Here is a 24,501-nt window from a genome sequence, read left to right on the forward strand (position 1 = left end):
GTTATCTATTTTTTTGTTTTATTTGACTGACAATTAAGCTATAACATCAAAATGAAGGTATTTATCATTGCAGCATCGTTCTGCATTGTTGGTTCTTGTGCTACCACAAAGTATAGCACAAAAATTGAGAACCTTAAAAACGGCATCCATTTACAGGACAGCAGTTTGGTAATGCGTTATGCCAATACCATTACTACTAACGATTTAAAAACCAACCTATACGGTTTTACATCGGAAGCATTTGAAGGTAGAGAAGCCGGAAGCAAAGGGCAAAAATTAGCTGCAGAATTTTTAAAAAACTATTATGTTAACCTAAACATGAAATCGCCTTTAGGTGATACCCTTTATTTTCAACATATTCCAGCCGATAAACTACCAGAAAATATTGGAGACACAGAAAATGTTTTAGCTTTTATTGAAGGTACTGAAAAACCTGAAGAAGTACTTATCATATCAGCACATTACGACCATTTAGGCGTAGAAAACGAACTAGTTTACCACGGTGCAGATGATAATGGCTCTGGTACTTCTGCCGTTATGGAAATGGCCCAAGCCTTTAAATTGGCTGCACTAGCTGGACACAAACCTAAGCGAAGTATATTGTTTTTACATGTAACAGCCGAAGAAATAGGATTGCAAGGTTCGCAATATTATACAAACAATCCTGTTTTTGAATTGAATAAAACACTTGCCAATTTAAATATAGATATGATTGGTCGAGTTGATAATAAACATAGCAATAATAAAGATTACATCTATTTAATAGGTGCAGATAGAATTAGTAAAGAGCTTCACTATATCTCTGAAAAGGTAAATAACCAATACTTTGATATGGAATTGGATTATACCTATAATGACGAAAACGACAGAAACAGATACTACGATAGGTCAGACCATTATAACTTTGCCAAGCATAATATTCCAGTTATTTTTTACTTTAATGGTGAACACAATGATTACCACGAGCCTTCTGATACTCCCGATAAAATAGATTACGATTTACTGGCACGTAGAACAAAGCTTATTTTTGTAACCGCCTGGCATTTAGCCTACAATGAAGAAGCCTTATTGTATAACGTAGACTTTTAATGATCATACTGGATTTTGCCTTGTTAAAGTTTGTTAAAATGAAATCGCTAATTCATTGAAATTCTGTACTTTTTTGTAATATCGCAATACAATTATTTTCACCTTAAATAGGTGATGTTAACCAACTCTTTTATACAAACTTTTATGAAACGTATTTCATTAATATTAGGTATTGCTTTACTTATCCTTGGTTGTGGATCAGGTAAAGAAAATGCAACAAAGTCAGAATCTAAACAAGTCTCAACGCCTGCCAATCCATCAGATTATGCATCAACTATTACATCTGACGAACTTAAGGAGATGTTATTCACCTATGCATCTGATGATTTTGAAGGTAGGGAAACTGGACAACCTGGACAGAAAAAAGCTGTTAATTATTTAAAGCAACATTATATCGATATGGGTATTCCAGCCGCTCAATCTAATGGTGATTACTTTCAAACGGTACCATTACAAATTCTGGATGTGCCTAAAGTATCATTAACAATTAATGATAAAGAATTTAAAGCTGTAGATGATTTTGTGTCTGTTATAGCTTCAGAAGACGGAAGTATCAACGCCAACGAAATTGTTTTTGCAAGTTATGGTATTGATGATGATAAATACTCAAATTATTCAAACTTAAACGTTAAGGGTAAAGTTGTACTAATTAAATCGGGCGAACCAAAAACCGAAGATGGAAATTATGTTATAACTGGTACTGGCGAAGCTTCAAAATGGTCTAATTTCAGACAGGAATATGCCGCTAAACGCGATGCAGCTAAAGATAGAGGTGCTGCTGCTGTTTTATTTTATTATCCTTCCATTTACGATATGGCTGCAAGACGTTTTGGTGGTTCAAGTGGACGAATGTCTTTAAAAGGCAAGGCTAATGATATGTACTACTTCTTAATAAATGAGAGTTTAGCTAAAGCACTTTTAAGTGATATTGATACTAATGATAATGTTGAAACTATATCAGCTTCAATGAACTTAATGTATACCAATGCTTCAAACGATTTTACATCAGAAAACGTAGCTGCATACATTAAAGGTTCAGAAAAGCCTGATGAGTATATCGTAATTTCTGCTCATCTAGACCACGAAGGTATAAAAGATGGTGAAATTTATAATGGAGCTGATGATGATGGTTCAGGAACTGTATCTGTTTTAGAAATTGCGGAAGCTTTTAAGGAAGCCGCGAAAAATGGTCACGCTCCTAAACGTTCTGTTGTATTTCTGCACGTAACAGGTGAAGAAAAGGGATTATTAGGTTCGGCCTATTATACAGATACAGAACCTATTTTCCCATTAGCAAATACTGTAGCTAATCTAAACATTGATATGATTGGCCGTGTTGACCCGAAACATGAGGAAGCTGGAGATGATAATTATTTATACCTAATTGGAAGTGATAAATTAAGTACTGAACTGCATAATATTTCAGAAGATATCAATAAGAAGTATATCAACATGAATTTTGATTATACTTACAACGATGATAACGACCCTAACCGTTTTTACTACCGTTCTGATCATTACAATTTTGCAAAAAACAATATTCCAGTAATATTCTATTTTAACGGTACGCATGCCGATTATCACAGACCTAGTGATACCCCTGATAAAATTCGTTACGATTTATTGGAAACCCGATCAAAGCTTATATTTTATACTGCTTGGGAATTAGCTAATAGAGATAATCGTATTGTAGTTGATAAAGCTACGGAATAGTACTATTGGTAATACAACAATAAAAGCCTTTCAGAAAACTGAAAGGCTTTTATTTTAGTAAATTTGCTTGTTTTTCAGTTCATAACTTATGTCATACGCTAACCAAACCGTTAATAATAAATCCTTTATAAAACGTTTTTCGCATAAAGGAAGGTTTAATGTGGCCTTATCCTTTTTAAATTTAAAAAACACAGATACCTTATTGGATTTTGGAACTGGTGATGGCTATTTACTACAACTGATATCTGAAACAAAAACTGCAAAAGAACTTGTGGGTTACGACCCCCTTCCTGACATGTATAATGAACTCGAAAAAAATATAAAGTCGCTACAAGCCACAAACATCAAAGTGATAAATAATTTAAATGCCGTTGCAGAAACTACATTCAATTATGTTACATGTTTTGAGGTTCTAGAGCACTTTTCTAAAAGAGAACAACTACAACATCTAGAGGATATAAAACGAATAACAGACTCCAATAGTAAAATCATTATTTCTGTACCTTTGGAAATAGGCCTTACCGCTCTATTAAAAAATAGTATTCGTGCCATTGTAGGTCAAAAACACAGTAATTCTAGTTTAAAGTCCGTCACAAAAGCCATTCTAGGTTTTAAAGACACAAGAACCCAATCGGGATATATACACTCTCATGTAGGTTTTAATCATAAAGATTTGGAAAAGCTATTTAAAACAAGTGGTTTAAAAGTTATAAAGAAGCAGTATTCCCCATTTAAATATTTTTATGGGTTTTTAAATTCTCAAATCTTTTACGAATTAGAAAGAGTATAGTACCTGCTTAATACCAATCTGTTTTACTATACTTTTCAATGAATGCCATTAAACGTATTCTATTCAAGTTTTTCAATTTTCTCTCCAAAACCATAGCTTCTTGCTTCGTTTTTTTATGAATTGAAAGCACTAATATCCACGGAATTCCTTTAGAAGTATAATTAACAGAGCCTGAATTATGTTGTTTTATCCTATTATTAAGATTTTTAGTAAAACCCTTATAGTAACGATTTAGTTTTTCAGAATACAACACATAAACAGTATAGTCCATATGGTAAAATACAAAAAAAGCTCTTCATAACTGAAGAGCTTTATATTTTTGGTACAGACGATACTGTCTGCACCAAGACACTTTAGTGTCGTCTTGGGGTGGAAGATCGGTCTCGAACCGACGACCTCCTGAACCACAATCAGGCGCTCTAACCAACTGAGCTACAACCACCATTTTAAATTGGACTGCAAATGTAAATTATTTCCTTTTTTCTACAAAATGTTTATCAAATATTATTTTATAAAGGTCAGTAGATAAATACATGTTTTAATGTTCTAAAAAAGGGCAAACTATGTCGGTTGAGCGAAGTCGAGACCTACTTAAGCTATGAAAAAAAGTTCTCGACTCCGCTCGAACAGACAAACAAAAACATATAAGCATCAACAAATCATGTATTTGTAATTTATTTGAAGTAAGTAACTATCTAATGACCTCTATTATTTTAAATCAAATAAACTATTTACTGCAGGATACCGTTCAACAGTAAACCCTTCGGCATGTTCTACACCAATTAAACGTCCTAAATCTCTTGCTCTATATGTTACACTATCGGTAAAATTTTTACTTGAAATAGGTGTTTCGGGCTCATTACTTTTAGGATCATAGAATTGTGTTTTATAGGCTAAAACGGCTTCCATTTTTGTGTCTAAATATCCTGTAACATCAACAACAACATCAGGCTCCAAATTTTTCCATTGTATATAATGATATACCGCTTTAGGTCGCCATGGATCTTGGTAACCATCATAATCTTCACATTTGGTATCAATTTTTAACAATCCACTTAAAAAACAAGCATCGCTCACCAAACTACTACCCTTTCCATGATCAATATGGCGATCTTCAATAGCATTACAGATTACTATTTCCGGTTTATACTTACGAATCATTTTAATAAGTTCAATTTGGTGTTCTTTATCATTAATAAAAAAGCCATCAGCAAATTCCATATTGGTTCGCATGGCAACGCCCAATATTCTGGCAGCATCTTGAGACTCCTCATCACGTGTTTCTGCAGTACCTCGTGTTCCAAGTTCTCCTCGAGTTAAATCAATAATACCTACTTTTTTACCTCGTGCCACTTCTTTTGCTAACACAGCACCACAACCGAGTTCTACATCATCTGGGTGAGCGCCAAAGGCTAAAATATCTAACTTCATGTCATTTTTATATTAAAGATAAACTGGTGCCAGTTCTTTAGTTCGTTGTATAGCTTGTTCTATATCGTTGATTAAATCGCGTTTCGATTCAATACCTACAGAAAACCTGATAAGTTGATTACTGATTCCTACCTTATCACGTTCTTCTTGGGTCAATAAAGCATGAGACGTTAAGTGTGGCGAAAGTACAGTACTCTCTACCCCTGCCAAGCTCATTGACGATTTTATAAGCTGCAATTGTTTTTGAAAAACACCAGCATCTAAACCCTCTCGTAACTCAAAGGACATCATACCTCCAAAACCCTTCATTTGGCTTTTTGCCAACTCATGATTGGGATGCGATTTTAGCCCAGGGTAATTTACACACTTTATGTCATCATGGTTTTCTAAAAAACGAGCTAATTTTTTAGCATTTCTATTTTGGGCTTTAACCCGTAAACCTAGTGTTTTTATACTACGTTCCAATAACCAAACGGTCATATCACTTAAGCTACCACCATAATTTTTGGCAACATGCCAAATACGTTCAATTATATCATCAGATGCCATTAAAACGCCTGCTAAAATATCACTATGACCTCCTAAATATTTGGTTGCTGAATGCATAACAATATCGATACCAAAACCTATTGGGTTTTGGTTTACAGGGCTAGCAAACGTATTATCTATGGTTGACAATATCCCTTTAGACTTTGCTAGTTCGGCAACACCCTTAATGTCCGTAATGGTCAGTAACGGGTTTGAAGGTGTCTCAATATGTATGACTTTGGTATTAGGCTGAATGGCTCGCTCAAAATCTGAAACCTGATAACCTTCAGTAAATGTAAATTCAATACCATACTTCGGAAACTCTTCTCTAATAAAATTACTGGCGCCTCCGTATAACGTGTTTTGAACAACCAAATGATCGCCTTCCTTTAAAAAGGTCAGAAGCATGGCACTCAAGGCAGCCATTCCAGAGCCGAATATTAATGCCGCTTCAGCATGCTCTAAAGCAGCCATTTTTTTAGCCAAAAATTCTTGATTGGGTGTATTAAAGTATCTAGGATAACGTTTGACATCAACATCTTCAAATTGATATGAAGTAGACGTATATATTGGAGAAACGGCTCCTTTAAATTGCTCATCTTGAATTTCTCCAACGTGTGTGCAAATCGTATTAAGTCCATAATTTTTCTTTGTCATAACTTTTAAATTATGCTACTAATTTACAAATTATGCCTATACTTTTACAGACTTCCAATACCCTTTTTTAAACCAAATAATTCCAATTATAGCAATCAGGATCTCTGCCAAGGTAATGGCCCCAAAAACTCCAATTGGTCCAAAATCTAAAGTAACAGCTACGATATACGCAAAAGGCAGCTGTATTAACCAAAAGCATACAAAGTTAATATAGGTAGGGGTTTTGGTATCGCCAGCGCCATTAAAGGCATTAATAACCACCATACCATAGCCATAGAAAATATAACCAGCTGCAATAACACGCAAGCAAAGGCTTCCATACTTAACAACATCTGGCGTGGTATTAAAAAGCAATATAATCTGCGGAGCAAAAACTAAATACACCACAGAAACCAAAGCCATAAAATACGCATTGTATTTACCCGTTTTCCAAACCGATTGAGATGCGCGCTCTGGTTTTTCTGCACCTAAATTTTGACCAACAAGTGTTGCTGCCGCATTACTCATTCCCCACGCAGGCATTAATGTGAACATCATAACACGAATGGCAATAGTATATCCAGCTAAAACCTCGCTGCCAAATTCACTCATAATTCGCATAAGAAATACCCAACTTGATGTTCCTATTAAAAACTGACCGATTCCACCCAATGAAACACGAATTAAATTGAACATAACCTTTGTTCGGATAATCAAATCGCGAATGCCTATTTTAATTTTTCCGTAACCGTAAAAAAGAATAATTAACTGAAATAACACAGCAGTTCCCCGACCTATTGTAGTCGCTATAGCAGCACCTTCCACTCCAAAAGCAGGAACAGGTCCGAAACCAAAAATAAAAATAGGATCTAAAATAATGTTCAACCCGTTTGATAAAATTAAAGTCCACATAGCTATGGACGCATTTCCAGCACCTCTAAAAACCGCATTTATTAAAAAAAGGAGCATGATGGTAACATTACCGCCAAGCAAGACTTTTGTATAGCCGTAGCCTTCTTCAATCAAATCGGTTTCGGCACCCATAAGCGACAAGAGCTCCTTAGGGTAAATTATGCCTATGGCACTAATAATTGCAGCAACGGCAACCCCTAATATGATAACTTGAACTGTAGCTTCTGATGCGCCTTTAACATCTTTTTCGCCAATTCTTCTGGCTACAACAGCTGTGGCCGCCATACTCAAGCCAATAGCAACAGCATAAACCAGGGTAATAACAGATTCTGTTAAACCTATGGTAGCAACGGCGTTTACACTAACTTGTGAAACATACATGATGTCTACTAAGGCAAAAATAGACTCCATGAGCATTTCTAAAATCATAGGAATAGAAAGCATAAAAACAGCACGCCGTATGCTTCCTGAAGTAAAATCTTGTTCCTTACCAGAAACAGCCATTTTAAAATATGTAAAAAATTGTTTAAGTGATATAGTATTCTGTGACATTTTTGAAATTATTTAATATAAACAAACCAGGACATGAAGATATCCATCATAAGTGTGTCATTGATTAATGACTAAAAACGATAATTTATATTAAACAATCATAGGCATTACAAATATGGAGAATTAAACTTAAATTTCAAAAAGCACATGGCAACTAATTTAATCAATTAAAATTCAGCGATTTACATCTGCGTCTTTTGAATTTCAAGAAAATTTGATTAACTTTACAACATGACTACACTAGACAAAAACGAAAATTCAGATTTCATTCAAGAATCTTTAAGCTATTTAGAGAATTTAGGATACGATAATATTAAAGCTGATATTGAAGGTTACGAAACCCCTAAATCGTATCATAAAAAAGGCAGTGATATTGTTATAACTCCAGATATTGTTGCTGAAAAAGCAGGACGAAAACATTATTTTGAATTAAGTTTAAAATCAGAAGAACCTATTCTTTTGAAGTCTAAATGGCGCTTTCTAGATGTTTTAACCCGAATGAAGGACCACAAATTTAGAATCATTACACGTCGTGGCCACTATAAGTTTACACAAGACATGTTGGATGATCTTAATTTAGATAAGAACCCTATTAAACTATAGGTCTTTAATTTTAGATTTTAAAAGCCTATTTTGTTCTTCCATTAATTCTGAAAGGTTTGATAATAGTTCAATATCTTTTGGGGTCGATACTGTAGTGTCTTTTGTATCCTGCGCTTTTTTACGTAAACGATTCATAAACTTCACTACAATAAATATTGTAAAACCAATAATCAAAAAATCAAGTAAGGCTTCTCCAAAAGCACCATAACCTATTGCAACCTCATCAGTAATTATGGTTCCATTAGAATTTTTAATGACATCTTTTAAAATGATACGCTTGTTTTGGAAATTTACACCATCTGACAGCAATGATAATGGAGGCAAAAAAACCTGTTTTACCAACACATCAATGACTTTATTGAATGATGCTCCTATAATGATACCAATAGCCATATCCATCATATTGCCTTTTACAGCAAACTCTTTAAACTCTTTAAATATTTTCATAAGTAGTAAATCTTATTTTCTGTAGAATTTAGCATATTTCCTGTAAGCTAGAACAGCAATAATTCCAACAATCCCAAAAGCTATGGCTATAAACTTAACACTAACAATTTGGTCACCACTGGCATAACTATGTAATCCTGCTAAATAGAAATTCACACCGAAATACGTCATCATAATACTTGAGAACGCAATAATAGACGCCAAGTTAAATCCAAACCTACCTCGTAACCCTGGAACGAGTCGCATATGTATTACAAAGGCGTAAATCATAATACTGATTAATGCCCAGGTTTCTTTAGGGTCCCAACCCCAATAACGCCCCCAACTTTCGTTGGCCCACATACCGCCTAAAAAGTTACCAATGGTAAGCATAACCAAACCAACGGTTAATGCCATTTCATTAATAATGGTTAACTCTTTTATATTAAGCAACAACCGTTCTTTATTATCTTTATTGGTGAAAATCATAAGTAAGAGTACCACAAGCCCTAATATCATTCCCAATGTAAATGGTCCATAACTCGCTACAATAACAGCGACATGTATCATTAGCCAATAACTATCTAAAACAGGCTGAAGGTTGGCAATGGCAGGATCCATCCAATTCCAATGGGCTACCATTAAAATCATAGACGTTACAAATGCTGTAGAAGCAATGGTTAAATCGCTTTTTCTTCCAAAGGCTAAACCAAAAAACATAGTCGCCCAAGCCACATAAATCATAGATTCGTAGGCATCACTCCAAGGCGCATGACCCGATATGTACCAACGTGCAATTAACCCTAATGTATGTAATAAAAATAATCCTACAATTATCCATTTGAAAAATGTAACCGCTAGATTCAAGGGTTTGTTTCTATGGTTAAATATTTGAATTATTAGAAATACAAACATCAATGCTCCGGCATACATATACCAACTAAACAGTTTCTTGAAAATATCGTATTTATTATAGGCTATTTCTGTTTGTATCTTCTTTTCAGAAAGCATAACGGCACTGCCATACTTACGCTGCGTTTTAGTAAACGATTCTAAAATTTCATCAGTTTGTTTAAAGTCCCCAGATTGTTTGGCTGTATTCAAAGAATACAAATACGCGCTAAAACCATTATTTATGAAATTGGCATATAATGAATCCTGAATTTTTTCACGATAGCCTTCGCGCCTAAATTCAGTTGATGAAATCCATTTATTATTTTCATCATCTGGAATGGGAAATATACGTAGCGCATAACCGTCTATAGTGTTGTATAACAGATTAACGCGCTGATCGGTTTCTTTAAACTCTTTTTGAAATCCGTTGGGTATTTGGGCCTTGTAAGCCTCTTCTAAATAAGGTGCCAGTTTATAATTCCCTTCAGGTGTAAAAAAGTCAACTAGAGCAATATATTTCTGATCTTTTCCTACACCAATTATTTTTCTAATGGAATCCCCTTTTTTAGGTTTTAAATAAATAATAGGCACATTGTACCAAAGCATCGGACTTTCTTGAATAGATAAGAATACTTGATTGGCGTCAAATTCTTCGTAAGTATCATGTTTGCTTAACTTACGTAGCATTTCAGAAGCAAATGTATTAACTGGCATCATACGACCACTAACATCCTGAATAACCAAATGCCCAAATTTATCGGCATGCTCTTTAGGTGTTACATTAGCCCTTAAAATAGAATCTATCTGCTTCTTTGAAGTTGCATTGTGGTCGTGACCATCATCTGCCGAATGCGTCTGTGCTATACCTTGAAAGCTTAAAAACAATAGCGCTACAGCTGTAGCTTTAGCTTTATTCGCTTTTACCTTTTCCAATAGACGCTTTAAATTACCAAAACGTGTATTTTTATCAAATAGGATAGCCATTAAACCTAAATACAATAACAAGTAACCAATATAGGTCGTCCAGGTTCCCAACAGGTCATGATTTACAGATAGCTTTGTGCCTTTTTCATCTGGATCAAAACCAGATTGAAAAAAACGATAGCCTCTGTGGTCCAAAATATTGTTCATAAAAATGCGATAGTTAAAATCGCCTTTTTCCTTATCGATAACCGTAACTTCACTGGCAAATGCCGAATAACTGTTTTCGGTTCCCGGGTATTTATCAGCAATAAAATCGTTTAATTTAATACTAAAAGGCAGCTCCAATATTTTTGAGCCATATTTAACGGCTATATCCAATCCGCCCACTGTTACTTGCTCAAAAGGCTTGCTATAGCCTTGACCGCCTAAAAGCTTTACTGTTTTGGTTTCTCCATTAGACGACACACTTAAAACAACACCATCTTCATCGCCTCGTAATAATTGTGATTTTTTTACAATATCAAATTTTCCCTTAATAACAGGTTTTGGAAAAACCAATTGCATGTTCCCAATAATATATCGCGAGCGCAATACTAATGGCTGAATGCTATCTTTTACCAATTTACCTGTATTGCCAGTAGCCATTGTCATATACTCCCCTTCAAACGGCGAATTGATGTAAACCTCGCCATTTTTATAAGTGATATTTACCGCTCCAGGAGTCTCATTATTTAATGAGAATAAAATATTATGAATACTTTGAACTTCACCAGACTTTAGAAAATGATTATGAGGCGCACCTCCACCAGCTTCAACAAGCTTAAGGTATTCCTCGCCTTGGTCGTCTGGCACGATATCTTTTTCAGCACCAACAATGAACTTTTTCAACTCAAAAACAACTTCCTGACCATTATAGTCCGCTATGTGTTTAAAATCATTCTCCAGTCGTGGCGAAAAATCTACCTCCTGCTCTACTATACGGCGTTGTGGAACACCGTTAATTTCATAATCGCCATCTATATACGCAGATATATATGTTTTTTGTGATAAAAAGATATGTTCTGTATCCCCCTCGCGAATGGCCATCATACCTTCAAAGCCAATATATCTAGTAATACCAGCACCTAGAATAATGAGTATAAACGATAAGTGTAGCGTAAGTGTAGCCCACTGCTCCTTACGCCATAATCGATAACGTTTAATGTTGCCTATAAAGTTAATAACAAACATGAGCATAATAGCTTCAAACCACCAGGTGTTATAGATTAAATTTCTGGTATATGGTGTTGGTGATGTTTCTTGACCTGCATCCATAAAAGTACCGATTGCCATGGCCGCTGCAAAAGCAATAAATAAAAAGGCTGTAAGACGTGTAGAAAAAAGAATTTTGGAGAGTTTATTTAGCATAATGTGAGACTCTAAAATTGGGTCGTGCAAATTTAAGGGTTTTTGTTCATTTAGCTTTGTTAAATTTCACCTAATTCCTTTCGTGATTGAAATATATTTAAATACAAAAACGTGCTCATTTTTCTTGCCCTACGCTTGGCATTATCAGCCACTTCTCCCTCAAATAACTCATTTATGGTTTCAAACCACAGGTTTAACCATATACCAAAGTGATGTTCCGTTATACTTTGATTATTCTCTTGGTCTACTTTAACATGAACTTCCAGCGGATTACCATAATATTTCTGTTCAAGTTTTCTTGTCATAAATAAATTAGACTCCCAAAATGTGGTTAACCGCTCTATATGTGCATTCCAATCTTTAATAATGGGAAGAAAAAAAGGGCCTAAAAACGCATCGGCTTTTACTTTATCGTAGAATGTAGAAACCAATAAATTTACATCTGCCCTGGTTTCAATATCTTTTTTTGTCATAATACCACAAAGATAGTGCTTGTTGTTTTATATCATGCTCTACTCAAGAAGATTTCCTCGATACCAGAGTATTGAGGTTTCCTATAAAACTGTCATTCCCGTGAATATAGGAATCTAAATAAAAAATTTCTACCTAATAATAATTTTCAAAATGAATTGAAAAAAATACTAGCCATCATACTTCTCAAATAGCATACCTATAGAAATTATTAATTTACTTATTTTAGCAATATGATTTCAGTATGTCTTTTAGGGGCTGGCAATGTAGCTTCCCATCTTTTTAAAGCTTTAAACAATACAGAAAATGTTACTGTTGTACAGTGGTTTAACAGAGATTTAAAAAAAATATCGACTGATAAAAATGACGTACATATTACAGATAATATCGACGCATTAAAACATGCTGACGTCTACATTTTAGCGGTAAGTGATGATGCCATTGCGGATCTCTCCACACATTTACCTTTTGAAAACAGATTTGTAGTGCATACCTCTGGCAGTGTAAATATATATGACATGGACAAAAAAAACCGTCGTGGTGTTTTTTATCCCCTACAGACATTTTCAAAAAATGTTCCAGTTACATTTAAAGATGTTCCCATCTGTATTGAAGCATTGGACAAAAACGATTTAAATACTTTAAAACAACTAGCAGAAAGTTTAGGCTGCTCATGGTATAAAATAAATACTGAACAAAGACAAACCCTACATCTATCGGCTGTGTTTGTTAATAATTTCACAAACCAACTGTACAGAATTGCCCATGAAATTAGTGATGCAAAAAGTATCAATTTTGATATCTTAAAACCACTTATCTTGGAAACAGCTCGAAAAGTTCAGGAAACATCGCCTTTTATGGCACAAACAGGACCAGCAAAACGCAACGATAAAAAGACCATAAAAAAACACTTAAAATTGTTGGAAAATGAGCAACACAAAGCTATTTATGAGCTCTTAACCCAATCTATAAAAAACACACATGGAAGATAAAAGTTACAAAGAATATTTAAAGCATATAAACACCTTTATTTTAGATATTGACGGTGTATTAACAGACGGTAGCGTTATGGTAACCACCTCTGGCGAAATGCTTCGGAGTATGAATATAAAGGATGGTTATGCCATTAAAACAGCTATTGACAAAGGTTTTAATATCTGTATCATATCTGGTGGATCAAATGAAGGTGTTCGAGTCCGTTTAAATGGGTTGGGCGTTACTGATGTATTTTTGGGAGCCCACAATAAAATTGAACAATTAAACACCTATTTAGCCTCCAAAAATGTAGATTTAAAAAATGTACTTTATATGGGTGATGACCTTCCGGATTACCCAGTTATGAAATTGGTTGGCCTACCAACATGCCCACAAGATGCCGCTCCTGAAATTAAAGCTATTTCAAAATATGTATCGCATAAAAATGGTGGTAAAGGCGCTGTTCGTGATGTTATTGAACAGGTTTTAAAGGTACAAGACAAATGGTTTGACAGCTTTAATGCTCAATATGATTAAATCACAAAAATAGTTTGACAAGACCTAGAAGAAGACATAGCACGGGTTTTGGATATATCGGCTTTGGGAACAGTCAAAATGTATTCAACAGAAAAGCTTCAAAGCCTTTTTCTGGTGTTAAAAATAAGCTTAATACAGAAAGCCATAGAGTCTTTAACACAAACTATTTACATCATACATTAACTGAAAAGGAACGCCTATTAATCAAAAACAGAATTCGCAAAAAACAAAAGCGCAAAAACATTGTTGCCAGCTTAATTACAACTGTACTAATGCTGCTTTTAATTATATACATTATAAAAAAACTAAACTTTAAAATATAACTCTTGAATATACTTAATCTCATTCGCTGGAAAAATTTAGGCATGATGGCCTTAATGCAATACTTGATTAAATATGCGATGTTAGTACCTTTTGTAGTACCTTATGGTGTTGACATAACCTTAAACGGATTTGGATTTTCATTATTAGTGCTCGCCACTTTAAGCATAGCAGCTGCAGGTTATATTATCAACGATATTTACGATGTGGAAACTGATTTAGTCAACAAGCCTGACAAGGTGATTGTAGGTAAATCAGTTTCAGAAAAAACGGCTTACACCCTGTTTATTGTTTTTAATGTAATTGGCGTATTAATTGGGTTTTACCTGTCGCATTTGGTGGGAAGAAGCGGCTTTTTTGCACTTTTTGTTATTATTTCTGGACTACTATATATCTATGCCAGCTATTTAAAGCGGCTATTGTTGGTTGGAAATATTGTAATTTCAATTTTGGTAGCCATGAGCTTATTACTAGTCGGTTTATTTGAATTACTGCCTGCAGTAACAGTGCAAAATCAAGAAACCCAACTCACATTCTTTAAAATAATTTTCGACTATGCGGTTTTCGCCTTTAGTCTAAACCTTTTACGTGAAATGATTAAGGATATTGAAGATATTGATGGCGATTATAAATCGGGCATGAATACATTACCCATAGCCTTAGGTCGCGATAGGGCTTCAAAAATAACCTTTGTTTTTGCCATTGTCCCTTTATTAATTGTAATCCATTATGTTATAACCTATATGTATTCGCAGCTATATGTTGTTATCTATTTTTTGGCCCTTGTTATTGCACCATTAATTTTCTTGATCATAAAACTATACATGGCTAAAACCAAAAAAGATTTTACATTTTTAAGCTCTTTGGTAAAGCTCATCATGTTATTCGGTATGCTATCGTTAGTACTGTATAAATTTGTACTTTTAGAATCATGAAAACGTTTAGACTGATCTTCCCAGAAATTTATTTTATAGTGGCTACTTTATACTATTGGAGTTTAACAGCTGTATTATTTAACTGGATAGCGTTTGTTTTAATTCTACTTTTAGGGATTTTAATAGTTACAAAAAACCGTTATTTAGGTATTCTTATAAGCAGTTTGGTCGGAGTTGTTAATCTCTATTTAGTTTTAGCGTTGTTTTCTGAACTATCTGAATTTAACACATTTAACCTTGAAGCCAAGAAACTACTTATTGTAGGTTTACTTTTTTTAGGCTTAAATATCTTTTTTTCGGTACGCATGCTAAAAAAGTATCTGTCCATTAAAAAACAAAAAGCACTTGCTAACTCTTAATAAGAATATCTTTAAAAATGTTAGTTGATAAACTAAAAAGCTATCATATTATACTCGCTTCTGGATCGCCAAGAAGGCAGCAATTTTTTAAAGATCTAGGTATTGATTTTGAAATTAGGCTGAAACCCATAAAAGAGGAATTCCCTGAACGCTTAAACCATTTTGAGATAAGCGATTATTTAGCACAACTTAAAGCTTTACCGTTTAAAGCCGACTTAAAACAGAATGACATTTTAATTACAAGCGATACTATTGTCTGGCATAATAACCAAGCACTTGGAAAACCAAAATCCAGTCAAGATGCCTTTACCATGATACAATCCTTAAGCCATTCTACACATGATGTTATTACTTCGGTGTGTTTTACAACTGAACAACTACAAAAAACGGTAAATGCCGTTACTAAAGTCACTTTTAAAAATTTAACCGATTCAGAAATACAATACTACATAGACACATGCAAACCATTTGATAAAGCGGGTTCCTACGGTATTCAAGAATGGATAGGACAAATTGGAATCACTAAAATTGAAGGTTCGTACTTTAATGTAGTAGGTCTACCAACACATTTAGTATACAAAACATTACGGAACCTAGTTTCTTAAATGTTAGCATCCCTCAACCATCTTCAGTCTTCCATCAGTAGTCCTCCATCATCTTTCGTTGGAAAAGGTCAAAAAAAAATAAACACATACACATTTCTACACTATCTTTACATGTAAATAATTAATGTTACGTTATGTTTTTTGAAACTTTTAAATCAGAACTCATTATTTCTGGGTTTTTAATCATTCTGTTCTATTTAATTAGGGTAATTGCCAACACCTTAATAAAAAAACTAGGTCGTAAAACAGGGATTAACGATGCCCGAATCCAGTTAATTTGTCGCTACTCTACAGTAACTTTATTTCTAATTTGGTTGTTATTGGAAGCCTTTATTTTCGGAACAGAAGCAAAAGATTTGGCACTAGTATTTTCGTCAGTTTTTGCTGTTATGGGTATCGCTTTATTTGCCATTTGGTCTATTTTAAGCAACGTGACCTCGGGAATTATCATGTTTTTTTCGTTCCCGTATAAAGTAGGTGACAAAATTCAAATTCACGATAAGGATTTTCCTATTGAAGCCATAATTGAAGACATTCGCGCTTTTCAGCTGCACTTAAGGCAGGATAACGGTGATTTGGTAACCTATCCTAACAACCTCATCCTACAAAAAGCCGTGACCTTGGTAGAAAAAGATGCCATAGATGAAGGGTCAGATGCCATATAATTAATTTTTTGTTGTAAATTTCTACTCTATGGGTAAAAAAAGAACAACCAAATACAAAAAGCATGTCGGTCAGGTACCTGGAACTATGGTATACACTGGCGATAAAACTGCTGAAAAACTCTTTATAGAATCGTTTGATTACAATAGCGAATTTATCCATGAACAGGAACACTTTGATATAGACGAGATTTTAAAATTCAAAACTACCGATACCATTACATGGATTAACATAAATGGCCTAAATTATGTTAATGAAATCCAGCGTATAGGAGAGTTTTACAACCTACACAATCTCATCCTTGAGGATATTGTAAACACCTCACAAAGACCTAAAATTGATGAGTATGACGACTATATTTTTGTGGTTTTAAAAATGCTCTATTATGATGCCGATGAAAATATTGTTTCAGAACAAGTGAGTTTTGTTTTAGGCGATAATTACGTCCTCACCTTTCAAGAAGCCGAAGGCGATGTGTTCGATTCTGTTAGAGACAGACTGCGTTTTGCAAAAGGCCGTATTCGTGGTCTTGGGTCAGACCATCTACTCTATGCCTTAATTGATGCGGTAGTCGATCATTACTTTATTGTTAATGAAACCATGGGCAATAAAATAGAAGATTTAGAAGACTTATTGTTTAGTGGTATTATTAAAGACGATTTAAACAAACAGGTTCTAGAACTTAAAAAAGAACTCTTAAAAGTCCGTCGCGTTATATTTCCGCTGCGGGAAATAATAGGCAGGATTGAAAAAGGAGATCACAAACTTATAAAAGAAAGAACCATCCAATTCTATAGGGATATTTACGACCATACTATACAACTATCCGATACCATTGATATTTACCGCGAAATGATTTTTAGTTTAATGGACATGTACATGACCTCCATTAGCAATAAAATGAACGAGGTTATGAAAGTATTAACCATTATGGCAACCATCTTTATACCTTTAACCTTTATCGCTGGTATTTACGGAATGAATTTTGAATACATGCCAGAACTTGATTACCGTTACAGCTATTATATTCTTTGGGCCGTTATGATTTTGGTCTTTTTAGGGATGCTATATTATTTTAAGCGTAAGAAGTGGCTTTAAAAAATAGGGTTACGTTAAAGAAACATTAAAACCCAAGTCTTCCCTAGTTTACTTTGCTATATTTGATTTTTGCTAACGAGATCAAATATGCATAAAACATTACTTTTAGTCGTTATTGGCTTATTCCTTTCCTTTAAAAGTCATGCTCAACAACCCGAAAAACTTAATAGTTCTGAAATTTATGAGTCTATAAAAAAGCTAAACTTTTTAGGCTCGGTTCTCTATGTCGCTGCACATCCCGATGATGAAAACACTCGGCTTATCTCCTACATGGCCAATGAAGTTAAGGCTAGAACAGCCTATCTATCACTTACACGTGGCGATGGTGGACAAAACCTTATAGGTCCTGAAATACGGGAATTATTAGGCGTTATTAGAACACAGGAACTCTTAACAGCAAGAGCTATCGATGGTGGTGAGCAACGCTTTACACGCGCTAATGATTTTGGGTACTCCAAACACCCAGACGAAACCCTGGAAATCTGGAACAAAAACGAAGTATTAAGCGATGTGGTTTTAGCCATTAGACAATTTCAACCAGACATTATTATCAATCGCTTCGATCACAGAACACCAGGTACTACACATGGTCATCATACCAGTTCGGCTATGCTAAGTATTGAAGCTTTTGACTTGGCGAACGATGCAACAGTATATCCCGACCAACTACAACATGTTGACCAATGGCAACCAAAATATTTATATTATAATACAAGTTGGTGGCGATACGGAAGTCGCGAGAATTTTGATAAAATCGATAAAACAAATTTTATCAGTTTAGATACAGGTACATATTTTCCTTCCAGTGGCTTAAGCAATACCGAAATTGCCGCATTAAGCCGAAGCCAACATAAATCACAGGGTTTTGGAAGTACAGGCACACGCGGCACTGAAATGGAGTATATTGAATTGATTAAGGGTAACACGCCTAGTAATAAAACCAAAATTTTTGAAGGTATCGATACAACATGGAATCGTGTTAAAGGTGGTCAAGAAATTGGTATTATTCTCAATGACGTTGAAAAGAATTACGATTTAAAAAACCCATCTGCTTCTATTCCAAAATTGGTTCAGGCGTACAACCTTATTCAAAGATTGGAGAACGAGCATTGGAAAACACAAAAAACCAAAGAGATAAAAGCTATAATTGCTGCGTGTTCAGGTTTATATTTAGAAGCCGTTACAACGTCCAATCAAGCTACATTCAATGAAAACATGAAGCTGTCTTTAGAGCTAGTCAACCGCAGTAATACCAAACTTTCTCTAGTATCCTACACCAATCCCAATGGCTTAAATGTAAACAAAGGCATCAACCTTAATAACAATGATCGTATTACAATTGAAGAGTCCTTTAAAGTGGCCTTACCTAATACAGACTATATAACAACAACGCCCTATTGGTTAACCGAAAAAGGCACACTGGGCATGTATAAGGTTAGCGACAAGTCATTAATTGGAAAACCGGAAACACCAGATTATTTTAACGTTACCTTCAACATTAATATCGAAGGTGTTACCATACCATTTACCAGACCTGTAGTATTTAAAACCAATGATCCTGTTAAAGGCGAAGTATATAAACCGTTTGAGGTTGTTCCAGAAGCTACTGCAAAATTAGCAGAGAAAGTCATAATTTTTAATACCGATGCTGAAAAGGAAATTGCAATAACTGTTAGAGCTGGACGTGATAATCTGGAAGGAACTGTAGAATTGTGCCATCCAGAAAACTGGAATGTATACCCAGAAGAATTACCTATTAGCATTTCTAATAAAGGTGGAGAACAACGTGTTGTTTTCAAAGTTATTCCTCCAAAAAATCAAGATGAAGGTTTTATAAGCCCAATCGTTACCGTTGGTGACAAACAATATACCGACGAACTTATTGAAATAGACTACGACCATATTCCCTTCCAAACGATTTTATTGCCAAGCGAAAGTAAAATTGTACGATTAGATATTAAAAAGAAAGGCGACAACATAGCCTACATTGCAGGTGCCGGCGATGTTGTTCCAGAAAGCTTACGTCAAATAGGCTATAACGTTTTAACCCTTTCCCCTGAAGATATTACTACAGAATCCTTAAGCCGATTTGACGCAGTTGTCCTAGGTATTCGAGCTTATAACACAGTTGAAAACCTGAAATTCAAACAAGATATTTTGTTCAATTTTGTTGAAAATGGCGGTAATATGATTGTGCAATATAATACAAGCTATCGTTTAAAGGTGGATAAGTTGGCGCCCTACAAATTGGAACTGTCACGAGATCGGGTAACCGATGAGTTTGCTGAAGTCAAATTTTTAGAACCTAAACATCCTGTTTTAAACTATCCCAACATCATTACTAAACAAGATTTTGAAGGCTGGACACAAGAACGTGGTTTGTACTTTCCTAATTCTTGGGGAAAAGAATTCACCCCAATATTTGCTATGAGTGATAAAAGGGAATCATCAAAAAAAGGAAGTCTCTTGGTGGCGCAATATGGAAAAGGTTACTACATCTATACCGGATTAAGCTTTTTTAGGGAATTTCCAGCAGGAGTACCAGGAGCCTACCGCTTATTTGCCAACATGTTATCTTTAGGTAAAGGTGAGCTACCAAAAGAACAACAGTTAAAAAACTAATCCAATGAATGAGTCGAATTACAAATGGGAAAATATGTACACACTGGTATTGATAGCTAATGTGTTGTATTGGATTGTATTTTATTTCATCATGCAAGCCTTTTAACTATGCAGACACTCGATTGGATTATACTTTCAATAACATTATTGACCATTGTTGGGTATGGAACCTACCAAACCCGAGGCAGTAAAAATGTTCAGGATTATCTAAAAGGTGGTAACTCCTCTAAATGGTGGACTATAGGCTTATCTGTTATGGCAACCCAAGCAAGTGCCATTACCTTTTTATCCACACCAGGACAAGCCTTCAACGATGGCATGGGATTCGTACAATTCTATTTTGGTTTACCAATTGCTATGGTGGTAATCTGTATGGTTTTTATTCCGTTGTACCATCGCTTAAAAGTCTACACAGCCTATGAGTTTTTAGAAAATAGGTTTGACCTCAAAACACGAACCTTAACAGCCATTCTATTTTTAATTCAGCGTGGTTTGGCTGCTGGTATTACCATATTTGCACCTGCTATAATCCTGTCCGTTGTATTGGGTTGGAACCTGTTGCTTTTAAATGTAATCATTGGAATTTTGGTTATTATATACACGGTTTCAGGTGGTACAAGAGCTGTTAACGTTACCCAAAAGCACCAGATGGTTGTTATTTTTACGGGAATGGTTGTAGCCTTTGTTCTAATAGTCAATAAGCTTCCTGAAAACATTACCTTCAGTAATGCTTTAGACATTGCTGGTGCTAGTGGTAAAATGGATATTCTTGACTTCTCATTCGATTTGAATAATCGGTACACCTTTTGGAGCGGTATTATTGGCGGAACCTTTTTAATGTTGTCTTATTTTGGAACCGATCAAAGTCAAGTGCAGCGTTACCTTTCGGGTAAATCGGTAAAGGAAATGCAATTGGGCCTTTTGTTTAATGGTATTTTTAAAGTTCCTATGCAATTTTTCATTCTTCTGGTTGGCGTTATGGTATTTGTGTTTTACCAGTTCAACAAAGCACCAGTCAACTTTAATCCAGTGGCAACAGAAATTGTTTTAGATAGCCAATATGCCAACGACTTTAAAACGTTGCAAAATGAACAGGATGCTTTATATGAAAACAAGCAAGCATTAATAGCCGATTTTATTGCCAATAAAAACGAAGCGTCTATTTTAGGTGTTGCACAAGCTAACATACAAAACGATAGTATTCGAAATCGTGCAAAAGTATTAATTGATAAAGCTGGAGAGGCCAAACAGGTAAAAGTGGAAAGCAACGATAAAGATTATGTGTTTATTCATTTTATATTAAACAATTTGCCTCGTGGTTTAATTGGCTTACTTTTAGCTGTCATCTTAAGTGCAGCTATGTCCAGTACTTCTAGCGAACTAAATGCATTGGCATCAACCACAACTATAGATTTATACAAGCGTAATACACCCGAAAAAAGCGAAACCGAAATGGTAAAAGTGTCGAGGTGGTTTACATTAGCTTGGGGTATATTGGCTATACTAGTGGCTTGTGTGGCTAATCTTGCAGAAAATCTTATACAGTTGGTCAATATTATTGGATCTATATTCTATGGTAATGTTTTGGGTATTTTTCTATTAGCCTTTTTCTTTAAAGCCATTAAAGGTCATGCTGTTTTTATTGCTGCTCTAATAACACAAGTTATAGTTATTGGACTGTTTTTATTGAATGAATTTGAAATTATCAATTTACCCTTCTTGTGGCTCAATTTTGTAGGTTGTGTTATTGTTATGCTAATAGCCCATATTATCCAAGGATTTATAAAGCAAAACGCTTAAAACGAACTTAAAAAATGATTTAAAAAGTGACTTATAGTCACTTTTTTTTGTTAAATAAATATTACTTTTTGTAAAATTAATTTGTCTATATGTAAAGTTTGTTTTACATTTGACATATCAATTTAAAATCGAACAGTTATGAAAACAAATTATTTACTATCAAACAAATACAAACTATTAGGCTGGGTTTTATTAATTCTTGGTCTAATTGCAGGCATATTAATGTACAGCTTGGGTTTTGAAGATCAATTATTAACCACTAAGGTCTTCTCAATTTATAGTGATCCTTTGATAGGTGAAGCAGGTTTTTTTAAAGTTATTGAAAATGGCATTGCTGATGAACTTACAGCCATTGCTATAATTATCGGTGGCTTGTTGGTTGGCTTCACAAAAGAGAAAATAGAAGACGAATTTATCTATAAACTTCGAACAGAATCATTGGTTTGGGCCATCATTTTTAATTATGTGGTTCTTTTGTTTACCATTCTATTTGTTTATGATATGACATTCTTTAATGTGATGATTTTTAATATGTTTACACCACTACTCTTTTTTATTATTCGCTTTAACTTTTTAAAGCTAAAATCTGTGAGTCATGAAGAATAATTTAAAAGTAGAGCGTGCCATTCACAATTTAACGCAAGCCGATTTAGCCGAACGTATAGGCGTTAGCAGGCAATCTATAAACGCCATGGAAAAAAACAAATACGTACCTTCTACTGTGTTGGCTTTAAAAATAGCCAAACTCTTTAACAAGCCTGTTGAAGATATATTCTTCTTGGAAGAGACAGATTAAAAAAAGCGACCAAATGGTCGCTTTTTTTATACTATTAGTTTACAAAATTAATTTGCGCCCCATTCTTTTAAGGAGTCTTCATTAAACTTCACATACTGGTCATTTCCTGCTGCCTTTGCTCCTGCTAATGACTTTTTGGCTATTGCAATTGCGCCATCTGTATCACCTAGTTTAGCATAAATTAAGGACTGCTGTCTTAACTGCCAAAATTCAGGCTTTTCGGTCATAGAAATGGACTTGTCCATCCACTCTTTAGCCTGCTTCATATCTTTGCCTTCCTGTAAATAATATACAGCTGCAGCATAATAGTCTTGAGCAGTAGGTGAACCGTTTAAAGCGTCATTAATAGAAGCTAAAACCTTATCATCTGTTGGTACCGTAAATGGCACAGCCAAATAAGTATCAGCCCAAATAATATCTATGGTAGCACTCCCATTTCTAATATTATTAATATCTATTGACATGGTTTCTACATTAAATGGCAGCTTATGAGATTGTACTTTAGCAATAGCAACCACTTTACTCTCATCCCATTCTTTTGGAACACCCCAATTATTGGTGTCAGAATACAAGTAAACTTCCCATAGTGATTCGCCTGGTTTAGTGAAAATTGCATAAGAACCAGCAGCTATTTTACTCCCACCAATGGTTACAGGATCACTAAATGTAATTGTAGTATTCTTATTGGCTCCTGTTCGCCATATTTTACCATAGGCTTCTAAACCGCCAAATATTTTTCTATCCTTAACTCCTGGACGTGAATATTCAATTGTAATATCGGTTAAACCAACCTTTTGTTCTACTTTACTAAAAGGACTAGGTTGTGGCGTAGTAACTTGAGCATTTAAGCATAATGCAAATGCTAACACCATTGTAATTGTAATTAATTTTTTCATTGGATTAATGTTATAGTTGATATTATTTATTAAATTATTTTTCTGCCCAATTGAACTTCTTGTAAACGCTTCGTTCGATTTCGGCAAAATTTTCTAAATGATTGATGTATTGCTCTGTAGTCAATATTTTCTTCACTTCCATGTTCATCTTATCCACAATGTCATCAAACTTTTTCTGCATTTCCTTATCGGTGTAATCTTTATCCTTGTCATTTATTCGGGTCATATCATAAATCCTAGAAAAGATTATCGCATCGTATTCTTCCCTAACATCTGCTGTCAATTGCATGTCATTTACACGATCATTAAACCAAACACCCATATTGGCTCGTTCTTCAACTGTGTAGACAGTATCTACTTTTGCTGCCTGCCTTCTAATTTGCTGTTCTGACATGGTATTTTGCCCATAGGTTGTGAGCATACACATAAAAGCGATAAGAAATATTACTCGGATTTTTTTCATGTTAGTTATTTTATACTCAAATATACAATTTCTGTGTTGCATTATTATATCATGA

At 34.6% G+C, this 24,501-nt stretch carries 24 protein-coding genes and 1 tRNA gene; 15 read left to right on the top strand and 10 right to left on the bottom strand.

What is annotated here, in order from left to right; translation table 11 throughout:
* Window positions 1-51 precede the first annotated feature (51 nt).
* The 3 genes from MTX13_RS00410 to MTX13_RS00420 all read left to right on the top strand — a co-directional run bounded on the left by MTX13_RS00410 (window position 52) and on the right by MTX13_RS00420 (window position 3,592).
* Window positions 52-1,089, top strand: a complete 1,038-nt coding sequence (locus MTX13_RS00410; RefSeq protein ID WP_250432401.1) for a M28 family peptidase — start codon at window positions 52-54, stop codon at window positions 1,087-1,089.
* A 144-nt stretch (window positions 1,090-1,233) separates the two neighbouring features.
* Window positions 1,234-2,802, top strand: coding sequence for a M28 family peptidase (locus MTX13_RS00415; protein WP_250432402.1), 1,569 nt, complete (start codon window positions 1,234-1,236; stop codon window positions 2,800-2,802).
* Between the two features lie 88 nt (window positions 2,803-2,890).
* The gene (locus tag MTX13_RS00420) at window positions 2,891-3,592 is read left to right on the top strand and encodes a methyltransferase domain-containing protein (RefSeq protein WP_250432403.1); all 702 of its coding nucleotides are present in this window, start codon (window positions 2,891-2,893) and stop codon (window positions 3,590-3,592) included.
* 7 nt (window positions 3,593-3,599) lie between these two features.
* Here MTX13_RS00420 and MTX13_RS00425 read toward each other — a convergent pair whose 3' ends face one another.
* From MTX13_RS00425 to MTX13_RS00445, 5 genes are all read right to left on the bottom strand, one after another.
* Window positions 3,600-3,863, bottom strand: a complete 264-nt coding sequence (locus MTX13_RS00425) for a GIY-YIG nuclease family protein (protein WP_250432404.1) — start codon at window positions 3,861-3,863, stop codon at window positions 3,600-3,602.
* A gap of 94 nt (window positions 3,864-3,957) precedes the next feature.
* Window positions 3,958-4,034 (bottom strand) — tRNA-His (locus MTX13_RS00430).
* Window positions 4,035-4,300: 266 nt separating this feature from the next.
* Entirely contained in the window at window positions 4,301-5,023 is a 723-nt protein-coding gene (gene bshB1, locus MTX13_RS00435; protein WP_250432405.1) for a bacillithiol biosynthesis deacetylase BshB1, read from the bottom strand.
* 12 nt (window positions 5,024-5,035) lie between these two features.
* The gene (locus MTX13_RS00440; protein ID WP_250432406.1) at window positions 5,036-6,208 is read right to left on the bottom strand and encodes a trans-sulfuration enzyme family protein; all 1,173 of its coding nucleotides are present in this window, start codon (window positions 6,206-6,208) and stop codon (window positions 5,036-5,038) included.
* Between the two features lie 36 nt (window positions 6,209-6,244).
* A complete protein-coding gene (locus MTX13_RS00445) occupies window positions 6,245-7,651 on the bottom strand; it encodes an MATE family efflux transporter (RefSeq protein WP_250432407.1) in 1,407 nt (468 codons plus the stop codon).
* A 231-nt stretch (window positions 7,652-7,882) separates the two neighbouring features.
* Between MTX13_RS00445 and MTX13_RS00450 the strand changes: the two genes are divergently transcribed.
* Window positions 7,883-8,254, top strand: a complete 372-nt coding sequence (locus MTX13_RS00450) for a hypothetical protein (RefSeq protein ID WP_250432408.1) — start codon at window positions 7,883-7,885, stop codon at window positions 8,252-8,254.
* On the opposite strand, the gene mscL is transcribed toward MTX13_RS00450, so the two are convergent.
* From mscL to MTX13_RS00465, 3 genes are read right to left on the bottom strand one after another with little or no spacing between them, the layout of a single operon-like run.
* On the bottom strand, window positions 8,249-8,701 hold the full coding sequence (mscL, locus tag MTX13_RS00455) for a large conductance mechanosensitive channel protein MscL (protein WP_250432409.1): 453 nt from the start codon (window positions 8,699-8,701) through the stop codon (window positions 8,249-8,251). The two genes, MTX13_RS00450 and mscL, sit on opposite strands and share 6 nt — an antisense overlap.
* A gap of 12 nt (window positions 8,702-8,713) precedes the next feature.
* Window positions 8,714-11,905 (bottom strand): cytochrome c biogenesis protein CcsA, encoded by a 3,192-nt coding sequence (ccsA, locus tag MTX13_RS00460; protein ID WP_250432410.1) that lies wholly within the window; start codon window positions 11,903-11,905, stop codon window positions 8,714-8,716.
* A 59-nt stretch (window positions 11,906-11,964) separates the two neighbouring features.
* On the bottom strand, window positions 11,965-12,378 hold the full coding sequence (locus MTX13_RS00465; protein ID WP_250432411.1) for a group III truncated hemoglobin: 414 nt from the start codon (window positions 12,376-12,378) through the stop codon (window positions 11,965-11,967).
* Between the two features lie 231 nt (window positions 12,379-12,609).
* Here MTX13_RS00465 and MTX13_RS00470 point away from each other — a divergent pair, with 231 nt between their 5' ends.
* From MTX13_RS00470 to MTX13_RS00520, 11 genes are all read left to right on the top strand, one after another.
* Entirely contained in the window at window positions 12,610-13,368 is a 759-nt protein-coding gene (locus MTX13_RS00470; protein WP_250432412.1) for a Rossmann-like and DUF2520 domain-containing protein, read from the top strand.
* A complete protein-coding gene (locus tag MTX13_RS00475) occupies window positions 13,358-13,888 on the top strand; it encodes a KdsC family phosphatase (RefSeq protein ID WP_250432413.1) in 531 nt (176 codons plus the stop codon). The genes MTX13_RS00470 and MTX13_RS00475 overlap by 11 nt, the downstream gene beginning before the upstream one ends.
* 326 nt (window positions 13,889-14,214) lie before the next feature.
* Window positions 14,215-15,144 carry a geranylgeranylglycerol-phosphate geranylgeranyltransferase gene (locus MTX13_RS00480; protein ID WP_250432414.1) on the top strand — a complete coding sequence of 310 codons (930 nt, stop codon included), beginning with the start codon at window positions 14,215-14,217 and terminating at the stop codon, window positions 15,142-15,144.
* Window positions 15,141-15,503 carry a hypothetical protein gene (locus tag MTX13_RS00485; RefSeq protein ID WP_250432415.1) on the top strand — a complete coding sequence of 121 codons (363 nt, stop codon included), beginning with the start codon at window positions 15,141-15,143 and terminating at the stop codon, window positions 15,501-15,503. Before MTX13_RS00480 ends, MTX13_RS00485 begins: the two co-directional genes overlap by 4 nt.
* A gap of 17 nt (window positions 15,504-15,520) precedes the next feature.
* Complete coding sequence (locus MTX13_RS00490) at window positions 15,521-16,108, top strand: Maf-like protein (protein WP_250432416.1); 588 nt, start codon at window positions 15,521-15,523, stop codon at window positions 16,106-16,108.
* Between the two features lie 134 nt (window positions 16,109-16,242).
* Entirely contained in the window at window positions 16,243-16,773 is a 531-nt protein-coding gene (locus tag MTX13_RS00495; RefSeq protein WP_250432417.1) for a mechanosensitive ion channel domain-containing protein, read from the top strand.
* A 28-nt stretch (window positions 16,774-16,801) separates the two neighbouring features.
* On the top strand, window positions 16,802-17,869 hold the full coding sequence (gene corA, locus MTX13_RS00500) for a magnesium/cobalt transporter CorA (protein WP_250432418.1): 1,068 nt from the start codon (window positions 16,802-16,804) through the stop codon (window positions 17,867-17,869).
* 87 nt (window positions 17,870-17,956) lie between these two features.
* Window positions 17,957-20,491, top strand: a complete 2,535-nt coding sequence (locus MTX13_RS00505; protein WP_250432419.1) for a PIG-L family deacetylase — start codon at window positions 17,957-17,959, stop codon at window positions 20,489-20,491.
* Between the two features lie 108 nt (window positions 20,492-20,599).
* Window positions 20,600-22,291 carry a sodium:solute symporter gene (locus tag MTX13_RS00510; RefSeq protein WP_250432420.1) on the top strand — a complete coding sequence of 564 codons (1,692 nt, stop codon included), beginning with the start codon at window positions 20,600-20,602 and terminating at the stop codon, window positions 22,289-22,291.
* A gap of 138 nt (window positions 22,292-22,429) precedes the next feature.
* The gene (locus tag MTX13_RS00515; RefSeq protein ID WP_250432421.1) at window positions 22,430-22,897 is read left to right on the top strand and encodes a hypothetical protein; all 468 of its coding nucleotides are present in this window, start codon (window positions 22,430-22,432) and stop codon (window positions 22,895-22,897) included.
* Window positions 22,887-23,087, top strand: a complete 201-nt coding sequence (locus MTX13_RS00520; protein WP_250432422.1) for a helix-turn-helix transcriptional regulator — start codon at window positions 22,887-22,889, stop codon at window positions 23,085-23,087. The genes MTX13_RS00515 and MTX13_RS00520 overlap by 11 nt, the downstream gene beginning before the upstream one ends.
* A 47-nt stretch (window positions 23,088-23,134) precedes the next feature.
* On the opposite strand, the gene MTX13_RS00525 is transcribed toward MTX13_RS00520, so the two are convergent.
* Window positions 23,135-23,983 carry a DUF2911 domain-containing protein gene (locus MTX13_RS00525; RefSeq protein ID WP_250432423.1) on the bottom strand — a complete coding sequence of 283 codons (849 nt, stop codon included), beginning with the start codon at window positions 23,981-23,983 and terminating at the stop codon, window positions 23,135-23,137.
* A 34-nt stretch (window positions 23,984-24,017) separates the two neighbouring features.
* The gene (locus MTX13_RS00530) at window positions 24,018-24,446 is read right to left on the bottom strand and encodes a hypothetical protein (RefSeq protein WP_250432424.1); all 429 of its coding nucleotides are present in this window, start codon (window positions 24,444-24,446) and stop codon (window positions 24,018-24,020) included.
* Window positions 24,447-24,501: the final 55 nt, after the last annotated feature.

The sequence above is a fragment of the Hanstruepera flava genome, from assembly GCF_023634025.1.
In the GTDB taxonomy this organism is placed as follows: Bacteria; Bacteroidota; Bacteroidia; order Flavobacteriales; family Flavobacteriaceae; genus Hanstruepera; species Hanstruepera flava.

Bases quoted from the DNA above. Each gene is read 5' to 3' on its own strand.
- ccsA (WP_250432410.1), bottom strand. From the start codon at position 11,905: ATGCTAAATAAACTCTCCAAAATTCTTTTTTCTACACGTCTTACAGCC.
- MTX13_RS00410 (WP_250432401.1), top strand. From the start codon at position 52: ATGAAGGTATTTATCATTGCAGCATCGTTCTGCATTGTTGGTTCTTGT.
- MTX13_RS00485 (WP_250432415.1), top strand. From the start codon at position 15,141: ATGAAAACGTTTAGACTGATCTTCCCAGAAATTTATTTTATAGTGGCT.
- corA (WP_250432418.1), top strand. From the start codon at position 16,802: ATGGGTAAAAAAAGAACAACCAAATACAAAAAGCATGTCGGTCAGGTA.
- MTX13_RS00440 (WP_250432406.1), bottom strand. From the start codon at position 6,208: ATGACAAAGAAAAATTATGGACTTAATACGATTTGCACACACGTTGGA.
- MTX13_RS00505 (WP_250432419.1), top strand. From the start codon at position 17,957: ATGCATAAAACATTACTTTTAGTCGTTATTGGCTTATTCCTTTCCTTT.
- mscL (WP_250432409.1), bottom strand. From the start codon at position 8,701: ATGAAAATATTTAAAGAGTTTAAAGAGTTTGCTGTAAAAGGCAATATG.
- MTX13_RS00465 (WP_250432411.1), bottom strand. From the start codon at position 12,378: ATGACAAAAAAAGATATTGAAACCAGGGCAGATGTAAATTTATTGGTT.
- MTX13_RS00495 (WP_250432417.1), top strand. From the start codon at position 16,243: ATGTTTTTTGAAACTTTTAAATCAGAACTCATTATTTCTGGGTTTTTA.
- MTX13_RS00425 (WP_250432404.1), bottom strand. From the start codon at position 3,863: ATGGACTATACTGTTTATGTGTTGTATTCTGAAAAACTAAATCGTTAC.
- MTX13_RS00510 (WP_250432420.1), top strand. From the start codon at position 20,600: ATGCAGACACTCGATTGGATTATACTTTCAATAACATTATTGACCATT.
- MTX13_RS00475 (WP_250432413.1), top strand. From the start codon at position 13,358: ATGGAAGATAAAAGTTACAAAGAATATTTAAAGCATATAAACACCTTT.
- MTX13_RS00470 (WP_250432412.1), top strand. From the start codon at position 12,610: ATGATTTCAGTATGTCTTTTAGGGGCTGGCAATGTAGCTTCCCATCTT.
- MTX13_RS00420 (WP_250432403.1), top strand. From the start codon at position 2,891: ATGTCATACGCTAACCAAACCGTTAATAATAAATCCTTTATAAAACGT.
- MTX13_RS00415 (WP_250432402.1), top strand. From the start codon at position 1,234: ATGAAACGTATTTCATTAATATTAGGTATTGCTTTACTTATCCTTGGT.
- MTX13_RS00445 (WP_250432407.1), bottom strand. From the start codon at position 7,651: ATGTCACAGAATACTATATCACTTAAACAATTTTTTACATATTTTAAA.
- MTX13_RS00515 (WP_250432421.1), top strand. From the start codon at position 22,430: ATGAAAACAAATTATTTACTATCAAACAAATACAAACTATTAGGCTGG.
- MTX13_RS00520 (WP_250432422.1), top strand. From the start codon at position 22,887: ATGAAGAATAATTTAAAAGTAGAGCGTGCCATTCACAATTTAACGCAA.
- MTX13_RS00525 (WP_250432423.1), bottom strand. From the start codon at position 23,983: ATGAAAAAATTAATTACAATTACAATGGTGTTAGCATTTGCATTATGC.
- MTX13_RS00450 (WP_250432408.1), top strand. From the start codon at position 7,883: ATGACTACACTAGACAAAAACGAAAATTCAGATTTCATTCAAGAATCT.
- bshB1 (WP_250432405.1), bottom strand. From the start codon at position 5,023: ATGAAGTTAGATATTTTAGCCTTTGGCGCTCACCCAGATGATGTAGAA.
- MTX13_RS00530 (WP_250432424.1), bottom strand. From the start codon at position 24,446: ATGAAAAAAATCCGAGTAATATTTCTTATCGCTTTTATGTGTATGCTC.
- MTX13_RS00490 (WP_250432416.1), top strand. From the start codon at position 15,521: ATGTTAGTTGATAAACTAAAAAGCTATCATATTATACTCGCTTCTGGA.